The organism is Proteiniphilum sp. UBA5384, assembly GCF_002410825.1.
Classification (GTDB): Bacteria; Bacteroidota; Bacteroidia; order Bacteroidales; family Dysgonomonadaceae; genus Proteiniphilum.
The window spans coordinates 48,736-63,336 of record NZ_DHOS01000073.1 but is presented as its reverse complement, the minus strand read 5'-3'; the positions used below and the strand labels follow the sequence as shown (position 1 = coordinate 63,336).

The following is a 14,601-nucleotide window of genomic DNA, read 5'->3' as shown; positions in this document are numbered from 1 at the left end:
ATTCAGTACTTCAATCACTGTCCTTTAGTATCAGCCGCAACGAGTTGTTTTTAGTAACATAATTCCATGCCCAGTTGATAAAGACAACCAGTTTATTACGCACACTCAAGATCAGCATCAGGTGAAGGAACATCCATACAAGCCAGGCAAACCATCCCTTAAACTTCACGAAGGGAAGATCTACCACCGCCTTGTTCCTTCCCACGGTAGCCATCGTACCCATATTACGGTATTCATAGGGTTTCAGTCCTGTTTCACCCTTTACCATCTTTTGCAGGTTCTTCGCCAGGTTCTTCCCCTGTCCGATTGCCACATTGGCCAGCTGCGGATGCCCTCTGGGATATTTCTCGGTTTCCATATAGCCCACATCACCAATAGCGAATACATCATTCAACCCCTCTACCCTATTGACACGATCGACTCTGATTCTGCCGTTGGGCAATACCGAACCCGCAGGAATACCTTCAATGACATTTCCCGTCACGCCGGCCGACCAGATCACATTCTTAGTCGGGATAATCTCCCCATTATTCAAAATAACCTTCTCTCCATCGTAATCTTTTACGATAATGCCGGTTTTCACGATCACTCCCATCGACCGGAGATAACTCTCCGAATATTTCTGTGCAAAACTACTCATATTGGGAAGGGTGTGCGGACTTCCCTCCAACAAATAAACATTTACCTTGTCGGAATCGATATTGGGATAGTCTTTCGGCAATATCTCCTTGGTCATCTCGGCAAAAGCACCCGACAACTCCACGCCGGTTGCACCTCCCCCCACGATTACAATATTGTACAACCCGTCCTTGTTTTCGGAATACAATAATTTCTCGAAATTGGAAAGGATAGCGTTCCGCACATTGATGGCCTGATAGGTGGATTTGAGCACAAGTGAATTATTCTCCACCTGTTCATTGCCGTAGAAGTTAGTACGCGTACCTGTAGCAATCACCAGATAATCGTAAAGGAACCGGCCTACCGATGTTTCTATATATTTATCCTCGCCATTTACAGCAAGCACATTGGCAAGGCGTATACGCACATCCCTTCTCTTCTGGAATATCTTCCTGATGGGAAATGAAACGGTGGAAGGCTCTATCTGAGATGCAGCTACCTGATAAAATAACGGGGGAAACTGATGATGGTTTATTTTATCGATTATAATGATATCGAACTTCCCCTTTTTCAAATGATTGACGAATTGTAATCCGCCAAATCCACAACCTACTACAACAATCTTCTTCATGCATTTTATTATCATTACCTGAATTCCGGCACCTATTTTCTAAATTTCTCAATACAATACCCCATGAATTCACCCTTTTCCGGAGCATTTTCGTAAGGGTATTCGTATAGTAAACAGTTATCGGTTTAAAAAGTTGATGCCAAAGGGGGGAAAAAGCAAAAAAGCGCTACGAATCACTCGCGGCGCTTTTCTTTAATGTTTAACATTTTAAAAATCACAGCTTCGCTGCAAATACATTATCGACTGAGTTTTTTAGGCCTCCGTCTTTACGACGATGTACCTACAGCGTTTTATCTTGAGAGAGAAGGTTTTACTTGACCTCCTCTGCCTCCTCATTTTTTTCTTCAGCGGGAGCTTCTTCTGCTTCCTTCTCAGCCACAACCTCTTCCGTTTTCTCTTCAGTAGGCTGTTCTACCACTTCAGCAGTTTCAGCAGCAGGAGTTTCTTCTACCACCTTCACGGCTTTTTCCTGCGCGTGCTCTTCGGCTTCTTTTACCTCTTTAGTTTTGGAAGCTGCTTTTGCTTTGGGCTTATCAGTTGTAGCGTCAGCTACAGCGTCAGAAGCTTTCCGGCGTGAACGGCGAGTTTTTGTTTTCTTGGCCTTGCCATCGCCCAACATGTTTTCGTTGAAGTCGACCAGTTCTATAAAGCACATGGCGGCGTTGTCACCCAAACGGAATCCGGTTTTGATGATACGGGTGTATCCTCCCGGACGGTCTGCTACTTTCTGCGACACCGTCTGGAACAATTCCGTCACAGCAGTTTTGCTTTGCAGCTTACTGAATACTTCACGGCGTGAGTGGGTGGTATCCTCTTTGCTCTTGGTGATAAGAGGCTCTACATATTTTCTCAATTCTTTGGCTTTGGGCACAGTTGTAAAAATGCGCTTGTGCATGATGAGCGAACTGGCCATATTGGATAACATGGCCGAACGGTGCGCAGTCTTACGTCCCAAATGATTATTTTTCTTATTATGTCTCATTGCAGTTTTTTAGTCTTTATCTAATTTATACTTCGAAATATCCATGCCGAACTGGAGCTTGAGGCTGCTAAGCAGTTCTTCCAACTCGGTAAGCGATTTTTTTCCGAAGTTACGGAATTTAAGCAGATCGTTCTTATTATGTGAAACCAATTGTCCGAGCGTTTCCACGTCGGCAGCTTTCAGGCAGTTCAATGCCCTTACCGACAAGTTAAGGTCAGACAGTTTACGCTTCAGGAGTTGACGCATGTGAAGTACTTCTTCATCGAATTCCTCAATGCTTTCCGCGTCGGATGTTTCCAGCATGATCTTGTTTTCATCCGAAAACAAGACAAAGTGTTGGATTAATATCTTGGCGGCCTCTTTCAACGCTTCTTTGGGTTGGATGGATCCATCGGTCGTAATTTCAATGGTTAGTTTTTCGTAGTCCGTTTTTTGTTCTATACGGTAATCTTCCACATCAAAACTTACGTTACGGATCGGAGTGTAAATAGAGTCGATCACCAAGGTCTGCACATCGTCCGGTGCCACCAGGTCGCGGTTCTCATCGGCCGGCACATACCCCCGCCCCTTGTTGATAGTCAACTCAAGACGCAAATCAGCCTTTTTGTTCATCCGGCAGATTTCCAGTTCGGGGTTGAGTACTTCGAAACCGGTCAGCAGTTTACCAATATCTCCGGCTTTAAACACTTCCGTTCCCGAAATAGCGATGCTTACTTTTTCCGTTTCGAACTCTTCTACTATCCTTTTGAACCTTACTTTTTTCAGATTGAGGATAATACCTGTTACATCTTCTATCACGCCGGGGATGGTCGCAAATTCATGATCCACTCCCTCTATCTTCACCGATGTAATAGCGAATCCTTCCAGCGAAGAGAGCAGAATGCGGCGCAAGGCGTTGCCTATGGTAATGCCGTATCCCGGTTCCAGCGGGCGGAATTCAAATTTACCGGAGAACGCATCCTCCTGTAACATGATTACCTTATCGGGTTTTTGGAATGCTAATATTGCCATGAAATTATTGTTTAGAATATAATTCTACGATGAGTTGTTCTTTGATGTTTTCGGGGATATCTGTTCTTTCGGGTATGTGCAACACCTTACCGCTTAAAGAAGTTTTGTCCCATTCCAGCCAAGGATATTTACTGTGATTGAATCCAGCCAGCGCATTTGCCACGACCAGTAATGATTTGGATTTTTCCCTTACACCAACTACATCTCCGGGTTTTACTGTATAAGAGGGGATATTCACTATTTTTCCGTTTACTACAATATGACGGTGTGACACCAACTGGCGTGCTCCTGCCCTTGTGGGAGAAATACCGAGACGGTACACAATATTATCTAAACGCGATTCCAGTAATTGCAACAATACTTCACCGGTAACGCCACGGCTACGTACTGCTTTTTCAAATGTAAGGCGAAATTGTTTTTCAAGTACGCCATACGTATATTTTGCACGCTGTTTTTCACGCAACTGGATACCATATTCAGATGTTTTTCTCCTGCGCGAATTACCATGCTGTCCCGGAGGATAGTTCTTTTTAGAGAGAACTTTATCGGGGCCGAAAATAGGTTCGCCGAATTTACGGGCGATTTTTGATTTTGGACCGGTATATCTAGCCATTTTACAAATTAAACTTTTTAAAACTGAAGCCTAAACTGTGCAGCCGCGATTACAGAGAAGTTGTGGTGTAATCAAATCACAGCTCAAGTTTCAAGATGAAACTTAAATTATTCTACACTTACACTTTTCTTGCTTTGGGCGGACGGCATCCATTGTGCGGAAGCGGAGTCACATCCACGATTTCAGTCACTTCAATGCCAGCACCATGAATGGTCCTGATAGCCGATTCACGTCCGTTACCCGGACCTTTCACATAAGCCTTTACTTTGCGCAACCCTAAATCGTAAGCTACCTTGGAGCAATCTTGTGCAACCATCTGTGCTGCATAAGGGGTATTCTTTTTAGAACTTCTGAAACCCATCTTCCCGGCGGATGACCAACTGATCACTTCACCGTTCTCATTGGTCAACGAAACAATGATATTGTTGAATGACGATGAAATGTGCGCTTGTCCGACAGCACTCACTTTCACATTTCTCTTTTTTGCTGCAACTGTTCTTTTTGCCATGTTACCTATCTGTTATTTAGTAGCTTTTTTCTTGTTAGCAACGGTTTTCTTTCTTCCCTTGCGGGTACGGGCATTATTTTTTGTGCTTTGTCCGCGTACGGGTAACCCGATACGATGACGAATGCCGCGATAGCAACCGATATCCATCAGTCGCTTGATATTCAGTTGTACTTCAGAACGAAGATCTCCCTCTACTTTAAATTCGTTAGAGATGATCTCACGGATGCGGGCTGCCTGGTCGTCAGTCCAGTCTTTCACTTTGATATTCTTGTCAACTTCTGCTTTTGTCAAAATGGTGTTAGCTGCACTACGGCCGATACCATAGATATATGTGAGCGCTATTTCACCCCTCTTATTTTGCGGCAGATCGACACCTACAATTCTTATTGCCATATATTTTTTTAATTATTTTGATTTATCCCTGACGTTGTTTGAACTTGGGATTCTTCTTATTGATAATATATAAACGACCTTTTCTCCTTACTATTTTGCAATCGGCCGTACGTTTTTTCAATGATGCTCTTACCTTCATACGATTATTTCTGTTTTATTTTTTCAGACCTTTTTTGGCTCCCGAAGGGTACTTACCCCGAATCGTGAGCACAAAGATCAGAAAATTATCTATATTTTTATTCTTTTTTTACACTGTTTCAGGTTTCAAAGACGAAATTACGTATTTTTCACTACAATACGCTCTTTATCGCCTTATCTCCCGGTCTTACTTATACCTGAATGATATTCTTCCTTTCGAAAGGTCATAGGGAGACATTTCCACTCTTACCCTGTCCCCGGGAAGTATACGTATATAATGCATACGCATCTTACCGGAAATATGAGCAGTTATCTCATGTCCGTTTTCCAGTTCCACACGAAACATCGCATTGGATAATGCTTCGATAATTGTTCCGTCTTGCTCTATCGCTGCTTGTTTAGCCATGAATCGATACTCCGTTTTAGTTATTTTCCTGAATAAACTCAAATGTCGATAATATATCGGCTTTTCCGTTACGGATAGCGACAGTATGTTCGAAATGGGCTGACGGCTTACGATCTTTGGTCCGCACCGTCCATCCGTCATTTTCAAAAATCACCTTTTTGCCACCCATATTGATCATCGGTTCAATAGCAATACACAATCCGTTCTTGATGACCGGTCCGATTCCACGCCTACCATAGTTAGGGACATCGGGTGCTTCATGCATTTCCCTTCCGATTCCGTGCCCCACCAGTTCGCGTACCACACCATAACCGTGTTTTTCGCAATAGGTCTGTACGGCTTCACCGATATTTCCAATCCTGTTTCCTTCCTTTGCCTGCTCGATACCTTTGTAGAGCGATTCTTTTGTTACACGAAGAAGCATTTTCACTTCCTCGTTCACCTCTCCCACACAAAAAGTATAGGCAGAATCTCCACAAAACCCCCGCAGCTTGGTACCGCAATCAACCGATATGACATCGCCCTCCTGCAAAGGCTTATTATCAGGTATACCGTGTACTACATTTTCATTGACGGAAGTACAGATTGAATTGGGAAAACCTCCATATCCCAGAAAGGTGGGATAAGCACCGTGATCCCTGATAAATTCTTCCGCAATCCGGTCGAGTTCAAGCGTGGTAACTCCCGGCCTGATGTGTTTAGACAACTCTCCGAGCGTCATTCCCACCAGTCGGTTCGCTTCACGCATAAACTCAATCTCTTCATCGGTTTTCAATATGATCACTCTGCTATTCATTTATTCAGATAAACCTTGGTTTTTAATAAGCAGCTATTGAGCCGGTACGGCCTTTTATCTTGGCTCCCGATTTCAGGAACCCGTCATAATGACGCATCAACAGGTGACTTTCGATCTGTTGCAGAGTATCGAGTACCACTCCGACAAGGATCAGCAATGACGTACCTCCAAAAAATGCGGCAAACTGGGAGTTGATCCCCATTAACCCGGCGAAAGCGGGCAAAATGGCCACTATAGCCAGAAAAAATGAACCGGGCAGCGTAATTCTCGACATAATAGTATCAATATACTCAGCCGTTCTTTTCCCCGGTTTCACACCCGGTATAAAGCCATTGTTTCTTTTCAAGTCTTCGGCCATTTGCACGGGATTCACAGTGATTGCCGTATAAAAGTAAGTGAACGCGATGATCAGCGTGGCAAAAATGAAGTTATACCAGAAACTGGTAAAATCCATCAGCGAAGCCCAGAATCCACCGCCTTCACGTGCGGAGAACTGTGCGATAGTGATGGGTATAAACATGATTGCCTGGGCAAAGATGATCGGCATAACATTAGCGGCATTCACTTTCAGCGGGATGTATTGTCTCACACCTCCATATTGCCTGTTGCCTACGATCCGTTTAGCGTATTGTACAGGTATTTTCCTTACGCCTTGTACCAGCATAATAGCTGCGGCAGTAACAGCCACAAGGAACAGGAGTTCGAGCAAGAGAAGAATGAGTCCTCCCGGAGCATCGATCAACCGGTCGTATTCAGCTACCAGGGCATGAGGCAAACGGGCAATAATCCCGATAAGAATGATAAACGAAATACCGTTACCCACTCCCTTATCAGTAATACGTTCTCCCAACCACAGCACAAACATGCTACCACCAGCGAGAATAATTGTAGAAGGCAACACCCAATTCCAGAAACCACCGGGAATAGCACTACCTACCGCTCCATAAAGATAAGCAGGTCCTTGTATCAACAGGATAAGCACTGTAAGGTAACGGGTATACTGGTTTATTTTTGTACGTCCGCTTTCACCTTCACGTTGCATCTTCTGGAATGCAGGTACGGCAATACCCAGCAACTGCATCACAATGGATGCGGAGATATAAGGCATAATCCCCAATGCAAAGATAGAAGCATTGGAAAAGGCTCCTCCGGAAAACATGTCGAGAAGACTCAACAAACCCGTACTGGCATTTGCTTGTAATGCCACAAGCTGCTCCGGGTTGATTCCCGGTAGTACGACGAACGAGCCAAACCGGTAAATAGCAACAAAACCTATGGTGATAATAAGCCTTTTCCTAAGGTCTTCTATCTTCCATATATTCTTTATTGTTTGTACAAATCCCATTTTATTAGAGTTTTACTGCGGTTCCACCTGCTGAAGTAATGGCTTCTTCAGCTGTCTTGGAAAAGGCGTGTGCCGATACTTCCAACTTAGCTGACAACGTACCTCTGCCAAGAATTTTCACTAAATGCTTGCGGGAGATAAGCCCTGCTTCCATCAACACCTCGGGATTAATTTGGGTGAGATTTTTTGCCTCAGCCAATGCCTGCAATGTTTCCAGATTGATTGCTTTGTATTCAATTCTACTGAGGGGTTTGAATCCGAATTTGGGTAAGCGCCGCTGCAAAGGCATCTGTCCCCCTTCGAAACCGACTTTCTTTGAATAACCCGATCTTGATTTCTGTCCTTTATGTCCTTTGGTAGAAGTGCCTCCTTTTCCCGATCCGGGGCCGCGGCCGATCCGTTTGCGGGTTTTGGTTGAACCTTCAGCCGGTTTTAAATTCGATAAATCCATTGTATATTATCTTTATTTATTGTCAATTAATTACTATTCCACAATCGTAACCAGGTGCTGTACCTTACGTACAAGTCCCCGGATAGAGGGAGTATCTTCATGCTCCACCACGCGTTGCATTTTGGTGAGTCCCAATGCGTCCAACGTTTTCTTCTGATCTTTAGGAGCCCCTATCCTGCTTTTTGTCTGTTTAATTTTTATTGTTGCCATTTCAAGATCGTTATTTATCCGTTAAACACCTTTTCTAAACTCACACCCCTGTTCTGGGCTACCGTGATGGGATCCCTCAGTTCGGTCAACGCTACAATCGTTGCTTTCACGAGATTGTGCGGGTTGGATGATCCTTTCGATTTGGCCAGCACGTCGGTAATACCTACACTCTCCAATACAGCACGCATAGCACCTCCGGCTTTTACTCCGGTACCTGTGACGGCCGGTTTCAGGAATACTTCAGCTCCACCGTAATGGGCCTCCTGTTCATGGGGGATAGTTCCCTTATATACCGGGACCTTGATAAGGTTCTTCTTGGCAGCTTCCACACCCTTGGCGATGGCTGTAGTAACTTCACCTGCCTTACCCAAACCCCAGCCAATGATGCCGTCTTCATTTCCTACCACAACCATTGCAGCAAATGTGAACGTACGACCTCCTTTTGTCACTTTGGTGGTACGGTTGATTGCCACTAAACGGTCTTTCAGTTCAATATCGTTGGTTGATTTTACTTTATTTATTATTCCTGCCATGATCGTTAAAATTTAAGTCCGCCTTTACGGGCTGCATCTGCCAATTCTTTAATACGTCCGTGATAAAGGTAACCATTCCTGTCGAATATCACTAACTCTATCCCGGCTTCCCGCGCACTCTGAGCAATCAATTCGCCCACTTTGGCAGCAATCTCTTTCTTGGGAAGTTTCTCTTCCATTTTCAGAGAAGATGCCGATGCCAATGTCTTACCGTTAGTGTCGTCAATTACCTGCGCATAAATCTGTTTATTGCTTCTGAATACCGAGAGGCGGGGTCTCTCGGGGGTACCGTGTACTTTACCCCGTACACGGGTCTTTATCTTTAATCTTCTTTCGTTCTTTGTCAACATAGTGAATTCAGTTTACATGTTATTTAGATGCCGTCTTACCTGATTTGCGACGTATCTGTTCACCCACAAAACGAATTCCTTTCCCTTTGTAAGGTTCAGGTTTACGGAATGAACGTATCTTGGCACAAACTTGTCCCAGTAATTGCTTGTCACAGGACTCCAGGATAATAAGCGGATTCTTGTTTCTCTCCATTTTGGTTTCCACCTTCACTTCGTCAGGAAGCTGCATGAAAATGCTATGCGTATATCCCAATGATAATTCCAGTACCTGGCCGTTGTTGGATACACGATAACCCACACCCACGAGTTCGAGTTCCTTACGGAAACCTTCCGAAACACCAATCACCATGTTATTCAATAAAGAGCGGTAAAGTCCATGCAATGAACGACTTTCCTTTTCATCGTCCGGGCGTTCAATGGTAAGTATACCATCGTTTACTTCAACCTTCATATTACTTCCCACAGGCTGGCTCAGCTCACCTTTCGGGCCTTTCAGCGTAATCACATTGTCTTCTCCTACAGTCACTGCAACTCCTGCAGGTACTGTGATGGGTAATTTTCCTATTCTAGACATACTCTCTCTCCTTCAAATTAATAAACGTAACATAATACTTCTCCACCCACTTTCTGTTCGCGGGCTTCTTTATCGGTCATTACTCCATTTGAAGTAGACAGGATGGCAATACCCAAACCGTTAAGCACACGGGGCATGTCCTTGTACCCCACATAGCGGCGCAAACCGGGAGTTGAAATGCGTTCCAGTTTTTTGATTGCATTCACTTTGTTTACCGGATCGTATTTCAAGGCAATCATGATGCTGCCCTGGGGACCGTCCTCTACGAACTTATAGTTCAGTATATATCCCTTTTCGAAAAGTATCTTAGTGATATCTTTCTTTAAATTTGATGCGGGTATCTCCACCACTCTATGCTTGGCCATGATGGCATTTCTTAGCCGCGTCAAATAATCTGCTATTGGATCTGTCATATATAAAAAATTTAAATTGATCCCGACTGTCGGGACAATATTTATTCAATTTACCAGCTTGCTTTCTTCACCCCTGGTATCAAACCTTTGGATGCCATTTCGCGGAACTGGATACGTGAGATGCCAAACTGGCGCATGTATCCTTTGGGGCGGCCGGTAAGTTTGCAACGGTTGTGCAGACGTACCGGTGAGGCATTCTTCGGTATGGATTGAAGCGCTTCATAATCGCCTTCCGCCAGATATTTAGTTCTTTTCTCGGCGTAGCGGGCAACCATTTTGGCTCTCTTCACCTCGCGGGCTTTCATTGATTCTTTTGCCATTATCTACTGATTTTTAGTTCAATTTCATTTAGTCAATCGCTCGCTATGGCATAGTACAAGTAAACTTGCCCTATGCTCACTTAGCTCACTTAATTCATTGCGATTGTTGTGCATTTTTAAAAGGTAGTCCGAATTCTCTCAGGAGGGCATATCCCTCTTCGTCGGTAGCAGCTGTGGTCACGAATGTGATATTCATTCCCAACAAACGGGAGATATTGTCGATATTGATTTCCGGAAAGATAATCTGCTCTTCGATACCCAGCGTGTAATTGCCTCTTCCGTCGAGTTTGGCATTGATTCCCTTGAAGTCACGAATACGGGGTAATGCCACCCGTACCAATCTTTCGAGGAATTCATACATCTTGTCGTGACGCAGTGTTACCCGTACGCCGATAGGCATTTTCTTACGCAGTTTGAAATTCGAGATATCCTTACGGGATACAGTAGCTACCGCCTTTTGTCCTGTAATGGTGGTCAGTTCGTTGATGGCTGTCTCGATAATTTTCTTGTCGGCCACAGCGATCCCCAATCCCTGGTTGATGACGATTTTCTCCAGCTTGGGCGCCTGCATGACGGTGGAGTAATTGAATTCTTTCACCAACGCAGGAACAATACGTTCTTTATAATCTTTTTTTAAGCTTACTTCGTATGTTGTAGTACTCATTTAATTTCCTCCCCCGATTTTTTAGCGTAACGAACCAATTTGCCTTTACTATCTTCTTTGCGTCCAACGCGGGTAGGTTTACCTGTTTTGGGATCTACCGGATTCAGGTTTGAAATATGCACAGATGCTTCTTTCTTCTCAATTCCTCCGTTTGGATTCTGGGCGTTGGGTTTGGTATGTTTCGATACCATGTTCACTCCTTCCACCACGGCGCGGTTCTTTTTTACCAGAACCTCAAGCACGCGGCCGGTCTTTCCTTTGTCTTCGCCGGAATTGACGTAAACCGTATCGCCTTTCTTTATATGTAATTTACTCATTGCCTGTGATTGATTAATAGATTATAATACTTCGGGAGCTAAGGAAACAATCTTCATATTGGTTGCACGCAACTCACGGGCAACCGGTCCGAAAATACGGCTTGCTCTTAACTCACCGGCATTGTTCAGCAGCACGCAGGCATTGTCGTCGAAGCGGATATAGGAACCGTCGGCACGACGGATTTCTTTCTTCGTACGAACGATGATTGCTTTTGAAACAGCGCCTTTCTTAATATCACTCGAAGGGATTGTGCTCTTGATAGCTACAACAATCACATCCCCTACCGATGCATAACGTCTTCGGGTACCGCCCAGAACACGGATACAGAGCGCTTCTTTGGCTCCACTATTGTCGGTTACTGTTAATCTTGATTCTTGTTGTATCATCTTACTTGGCCCTTTCCATTACTTCAACCACTCTCCATCTCTTCGTTTTACTCAAAGGACGGGTTTCCATTATACGCACTGTATCACCGATATTACAGTCGTTCTTCTCATCATGGGCGTGAAATTTCTTCGTTTTATTAACGAACTTCCCATATATAGGGTGTTTCTCTTTCCATTTTACAGCAACAGTGACGGTTTTATCCATCTTATTACTGAAAACGACCCCGATTCTTTCTTTCCTTAAATTTCTCGTTTCCATTCTGTCTATTATTGATCTTTTTTCAATTCTCTTGCACGCAGTTCCGTATGAATACGGGCAATATTCCTGCGCTTGTCCTTTAATAAGCCTGAATTGTCAAGGGGAGTAATGGTGTGGTTGATACGCAACTGCGTGAGTGCAATCACTTCAGCATCCAATCTTTCCTTCAGGTCTTTATCGGATAATTCTTTTAATTCTTCTTGTTTCTTCATCTCGGCTTACGATTTTTGCTCATAATTATAATCTCTTCTCACCACGAACTTAGTGGTAACCGGCAATTTCTGAGCCGCTAAACGCAAAGCCTCCTTTGCCACGTCGAAAGGAACACCTTCTATTTCAAAGATAATTCTTCCGGGGGTAACGGGCGCTACATATCCTTCCGGATTACCTTTACCCTTACCCATACGCACTTCGGCAGGCTTTTTGGTGATAGGCTTATCGGGGAAAATACGTACCCAAACCTGTCCCTGACGCTGCATATAGCGTGTTACGGCGATACGCGCAGCTTCGATCTGACGTCCGGTAATCCATTTAGATTCCAGTGATTTAATGCCGAAAGAGCCAAACGCCAGCTGGTTGCCCCGTCCGGCAACACCTTTCATACGGCCTTTCTGCTGCCTTCTAAATTTTGTTTTCTTTGGCTGTAACATATTCTCTTCAATTAAGCATTGTTTTTATTTCTTCTGCGTCTGCCACCTCTTCCACCGCCTTCGTTGCGGTTGCCGCCACGATTACCGCCGCCGCTATTACCACCGCCGCGGTTTTCCTTGGAAGTGGCGAATGAAGGAGCAAGGTCTTTCTTGCCATATATTTCACCGCGACAGATCCATACTTTAATCCCGATCAGGCCCACCTTGGTGAGGGCTTCTGCCTGTGCATAATCAATGTCGGCACGGAAAGTGTGGAGCGGAGTCCTTCCTTCCTTGTACATTTCCGAACGTGCCATTTCAGCTCCGTTCAAACGGCCTGACACCTGAATCTTGATTCCCTCGGCTCCCATCCGCATGGTGGAAGCGATGGCCATCTTTACGGCACGGCGATAGGCAATCTTACCTTCGATCTGGCGTGCTACGTTGTTGGCAACGATCACTGCGTCAAGTTCCGGTTTCTTGATTTCGAATATATTGATCTGGATATCTTTATCGGTGATCTTCATTAACTCTTCCTTCAACTTGTCGACCTCCTGTCCACCCTTACCGATAATAATCCCGGGACGGGCCGTACAAATGGTGATAGTCACCAGTTTCAGTGTTCTCTCAATCACGATGCGGGATACACTTGCTTTGGCAAGACGGGCATTCAAATATTTGCGGATCTTGCTGTCTTCCAGCAAAATATCACCATAATTATTTCCGCCGTACCAGTTAGAGTCCCATCCCTTGATGATCCCTAAACGATTTGCTATCGGATTTACTTTTTGTCCCATCTTCTTAGTTTTGTTCTTGTTCTTCTTTTTTGAATGTATCTACCACGATCGTCACGTGATTGGAGCGTTTGCGGATCCTATAGCCGCGTCCCTGTGGTGCAGGACGAAGACGTTTCAGCGTGGCGCCTTCATCTACGGATATGGTCTTTATATACAGTTCGCCGGTTTCGGCCTTACGTTCGTTCTTCTGTTCCCAGTTGGCAATAGCCGAGAGCAATAGTTTCTCAACCTTGCCCGACGCTTCCTTGTTGGAGAATTTCAAAACGCCCAATGCTCTAAACACTTCCATGCCACGTACCATATCTGCTACATAACGCATTTTACGGGGCGAACTGGGAACGTTCTTCAACACCGCGAAAGAAATTTCTTTACGCTCTTGTTTTCTTTGTTCGGCTGATATTCTTTTTCTAGCACTCATCTCTTTTTCTGTTTTTTATTTCGTTAAGCGCCCTGATTATTTCTTGCGGTTACCTGCGTGACCACGGAATGTGCGGGTTACGGCAAATTCGCCAAGCTTGTGTCCCACCATATTTTCAGTGACATATACAGGGATAAATTTGTTCCCGTTATGTACGGCAATGGTGTGTCCCACAAAATCAGGTGATATCATCGAAGCGCGCGCCCAGGTCTTGATCACGGTTTTCTTGCCGCTCTCATTCATGGCGTTCACTTTTTTCTCTAATTTCAGATTGATATACGGACCCTTTTTTAATGATCTGCTCATAGTTGTTTATTAATTAATCAGATTACTTCTTTTTTCTTCTCTCTACGATGTATTTCGAAGAATGTTTTTTAGGCGCTCTTGTTTTCAAGCCCTTTGAATATAAGCCTTTGGCTGATCTGGGATGGCCTCCCGACGCGCGACCTTCTCCACCACCCATCGGGTGATCGACCGGGTTTTTCACCACACCACGGGTGCGGGGACGACGTCCGAGCCAACGAGAACGACCGGCTTTACCTGATTGTTCCAGAGCATGGTCCGAATTACCAACACTTCCAATAGTAGCTTTACATGCCGACAAAATTTTGCGAACTTCACCGGAAGGCATTTTAATAATGGCATAATTCTCTTCACGAGATACCAATTGTGCGAATGTTCCGGCAGAGCGTGCCATCTTTGCTCCTTGTCCCGGACGCAATTCAATGTTATGAACTACCGTACCGATAGGGATAACCGACAAGGGAAGAGCATTTCCAACTTCAGGAGCCGCTGTGGGCCCCGACATCACTGAGGTTCCTACTTCAAGGCCGTTGGG

The 14,601-nt window shown here is 44.6% G+C and carries 26 protein-coding genes and 1 pseudogene; all 27 read right to left on the bottom strand.

The genetic code is table 11. The features are described 5' to 3' along the window. Window positions 1-10: 10 nt before the first annotated feature. Window positions 11-1,249: an NAD(P)/FAD-dependent oxidoreductase gene (locus tag B4G81_RS14435; RefSeq protein WP_294083701.1), complete on the bottom strand. Its 1,239-nt coding sequence runs from the start codon at window positions 1,247-1,249 to the stop codon at window positions 11-13. A 505-nt stretch (window positions 1,250-1,754) separates the two neighbouring features. Further along, window positions 1,755-2,231, bottom strand: a pseudogene (gene rplQ / locus B4G81_RS14430) (50S ribosomal protein L17); the annotation flags it as partial. 9 nt (window positions 2,232-2,240) lie between these two features. Continuing rightward, window positions 2,241-3,242 carry a DNA-directed RNA polymerase subunit alpha gene (locus B4G81_RS14425; protein WP_294083697.1) on the bottom strand — a complete coding sequence of 334 codons (1,002 nt, stop codon included), beginning with the start codon at window positions 3,240-3,242 and terminating at the stop codon, window positions 2,241-2,243. Between the two features lie 4 nt (window positions 3,243-3,246). Beyond that, window positions 3,247-3,855, bottom strand: coding sequence for a 30S ribosomal protein S4 (gene rpsD / locus B4G81_RS14420; RefSeq protein WP_294083695.1), 609 nt, complete (start codon window positions 3,853-3,855; stop codon window positions 3,247-3,249). 118 nt (window positions 3,856-3,973) lie between these two features. Beyond that, window positions 3,974-4,363: a 30S ribosomal protein S11 gene (gene rpsK, locus B4G81_RS14415; protein ID WP_019541316.1), complete on the bottom strand. Its 390-nt coding sequence runs from the start codon at window positions 4,361-4,363 to the stop codon at window positions 3,974-3,976. 12 nt (window positions 4,364-4,375) lie between these two features. Then, window positions 4,376-4,756 (bottom strand): 30S ribosomal protein S13, encoded by a 381-nt coding sequence (gene rpsM, locus B4G81_RS14410; RefSeq protein ID WP_294083692.1) that lies wholly within the window; start codon window positions 4,754-4,756, stop codon window positions 4,376-4,378. 22 nt (window positions 4,757-4,778) lie between these two features. Beyond that, on the bottom strand, window positions 4,779-4,895 hold the full coding sequence (gene ykgO / locus B4G81_RS14405; protein WP_076929107.1) for a type B 50S ribosomal protein L36: 117 nt from the start codon (window positions 4,893-4,895) through the stop codon (window positions 4,779-4,781). 186 nt (window positions 4,896-5,081) lie between these two features. Further along, the gene (gene infA, locus B4G81_RS14400) at window positions 5,082-5,300 is read right to left on the bottom strand and encodes a translation initiation factor IF-1 (RefSeq protein ID WP_019541318.1); all 219 of its coding nucleotides are present in this window, start codon (window positions 5,298-5,300) and stop codon (window positions 5,082-5,084) included. A gap of 16 nt (window positions 5,301-5,316) precedes the next feature. Then, a complete protein-coding gene (gene map / locus B4G81_RS14395) occupies window positions 5,317-6,084 on the bottom strand; it encodes a type I methionyl aminopeptidase (protein WP_294083690.1) in 768 nt (255 codons plus the stop codon). 34 nt (window positions 6,085-6,118) lie between these two features. Then, window positions 6,119-7,441 carry a preprotein translocase subunit SecY gene (gene secY, locus B4G81_RS14390; protein WP_294083688.1) on the bottom strand — a complete coding sequence of 441 codons (1,323 nt, stop codon included), beginning with the start codon at window positions 7,439-7,441 and terminating at the stop codon, window positions 6,119-6,121. A 4-nt stretch (window positions 7,442-7,445) separates the two neighbouring features. Continuing rightward, window positions 7,446-7,892 (bottom strand): 50S ribosomal protein L15, encoded by a 447-nt coding sequence (gene rplO, locus B4G81_RS14385; RefSeq protein WP_294083686.1) that lies wholly within the window; start codon window positions 7,890-7,892, stop codon window positions 7,446-7,448. 33 nt (window positions 7,893-7,925) lie between these two features. After that, window positions 7,926-8,102 carry a 50S ribosomal protein L30 gene (gene rpmD, locus B4G81_RS14380; protein ID WP_122967304.1) on the bottom strand — a complete coding sequence of 59 codons (177 nt, stop codon included), beginning with the start codon at window positions 8,100-8,102 and terminating at the stop codon, window positions 7,926-7,928. A 14-nt stretch (window positions 8,103-8,116) separates the two neighbouring features. After that, window positions 8,117-8,635 (bottom strand): 30S ribosomal protein S5, encoded by a 519-nt coding sequence (gene rpsE, locus B4G81_RS14375; protein ID WP_294083682.1) that lies wholly within the window; start codon window positions 8,633-8,635, stop codon window positions 8,117-8,119. 5 nt (window positions 8,636-8,640) lie between these two features. Beyond that, window positions 8,641-8,985, bottom strand: a complete 345-nt coding sequence (gene rplR, locus B4G81_RS14370; RefSeq protein ID WP_294083680.1) for a 50S ribosomal protein L18 — start codon at window positions 8,983-8,985, stop codon at window positions 8,641-8,643. 19 nt (window positions 8,986-9,004) lie between these two features. Continuing rightward, complete coding sequence (rplF, locus tag B4G81_RS14365; protein WP_294083679.1) at window positions 9,005-9,559, bottom strand: 50S ribosomal protein L6; 555 nt, start codon at window positions 9,557-9,559, stop codon at window positions 9,005-9,007. A gap of 17 nt (window positions 9,560-9,576) precedes the next feature. Beyond that, entirely contained in the window at window positions 9,577-9,972 is a 396-nt protein-coding gene (gene rpsH / locus B4G81_RS14360) for a 30S ribosomal protein S8 (RefSeq protein ID WP_294083677.1), read from the bottom strand. A 50-nt stretch (window positions 9,973-10,022) separates the two neighbouring features. After that, window positions 10,023-10,292 (bottom strand): 30S ribosomal protein S14, encoded by a 270-nt coding sequence (gene rpsN / locus B4G81_RS14355; RefSeq protein ID WP_294083675.1) that lies wholly within the window; start codon window positions 10,290-10,292, stop codon window positions 10,023-10,025. A gap of 94 nt (window positions 10,293-10,386) precedes the next feature. Further along, a complete protein-coding gene (rplE, locus tag B4G81_RS14350; RefSeq protein WP_294083672.1) occupies window positions 10,387-10,956 on the bottom strand; it encodes a 50S ribosomal protein L5 in 570 nt (189 codons plus the stop codon). After that, complete coding sequence (gene rplX, locus B4G81_RS14345; protein ID WP_294083671.1) at window positions 10,953-11,273, bottom strand: 50S ribosomal protein L24; 321 nt, start codon at window positions 11,271-11,273, stop codon at window positions 10,953-10,955. Before rplX ends, rplE begins: the two co-directional genes overlap by 4 nt. A gap of 21 nt (window positions 11,274-11,294) precedes the next feature. After that, window positions 11,295-11,660, bottom strand: coding sequence for a 50S ribosomal protein L14 (gene rplN / locus B4G81_RS14340; protein ID WP_122967298.1), 366 nt, complete (start codon window positions 11,658-11,660; stop codon window positions 11,295-11,297). Between the two features lies 1 nt (window position 11,661). Further along, window positions 11,662-11,919, bottom strand: a complete 258-nt coding sequence (gene rpsQ / locus B4G81_RS14335) for a 30S ribosomal protein S17 (RefSeq protein WP_019541331.1) — start codon at window positions 11,917-11,919, stop codon at window positions 11,662-11,664. 8 nt (window positions 11,920-11,927) lie between these two features. Beyond that, the gene (rpmC, locus tag B4G81_RS14330; RefSeq protein WP_294083666.1) at window positions 11,928-12,131 is read right to left on the bottom strand and encodes a 50S ribosomal protein L29; all 204 of its coding nucleotides are present in this window, start codon (window positions 12,129-12,131) and stop codon (window positions 11,928-11,930) included. Window positions 12,132-12,137: 6 nt separating this feature from the next. Next, window positions 12,138-12,569, bottom strand: a complete 432-nt coding sequence (rplP, locus tag B4G81_RS14325) for a 50S ribosomal protein L16 (protein ID WP_294083664.1) — start codon at window positions 12,567-12,569, stop codon at window positions 12,138-12,140. A gap of 11 nt (window positions 12,570-12,580) precedes the next feature. Next, window positions 12,581-13,345 (bottom strand): 30S ribosomal protein S3, encoded by a 765-nt coding sequence (gene rpsC / locus B4G81_RS14320; RefSeq protein WP_294083662.1) that lies wholly within the window; start codon window positions 13,343-13,345, stop codon window positions 12,581-12,583. A gap of 4 nt (window positions 13,346-13,349) precedes the next feature. After that, window positions 13,350-13,763, bottom strand: a complete 414-nt coding sequence (rplV, locus tag B4G81_RS14315) for a 50S ribosomal protein L22 (RefSeq protein ID WP_294083660.1) — start codon at window positions 13,761-13,763, stop codon at window positions 13,350-13,352. Window positions 13,764-13,799: 36 nt separating this feature from the next. Then, complete coding sequence (gene rpsS / locus B4G81_RS14310) at window positions 13,800-14,069, bottom strand: 30S ribosomal protein S19 (RefSeq protein ID WP_294083658.1); 270 nt, start codon at window positions 14,067-14,069, stop codon at window positions 13,800-13,802. A gap of 22 nt (window positions 14,070-14,091) precedes the next feature. Further along, window positions 14,092-14,601 (bottom strand): 50S ribosomal protein L2 (rplB, locus tag B4G81_RS14305; protein ID WP_294083656.1); only part of this gene is annotated, 510 nt, incomplete at its 5' end.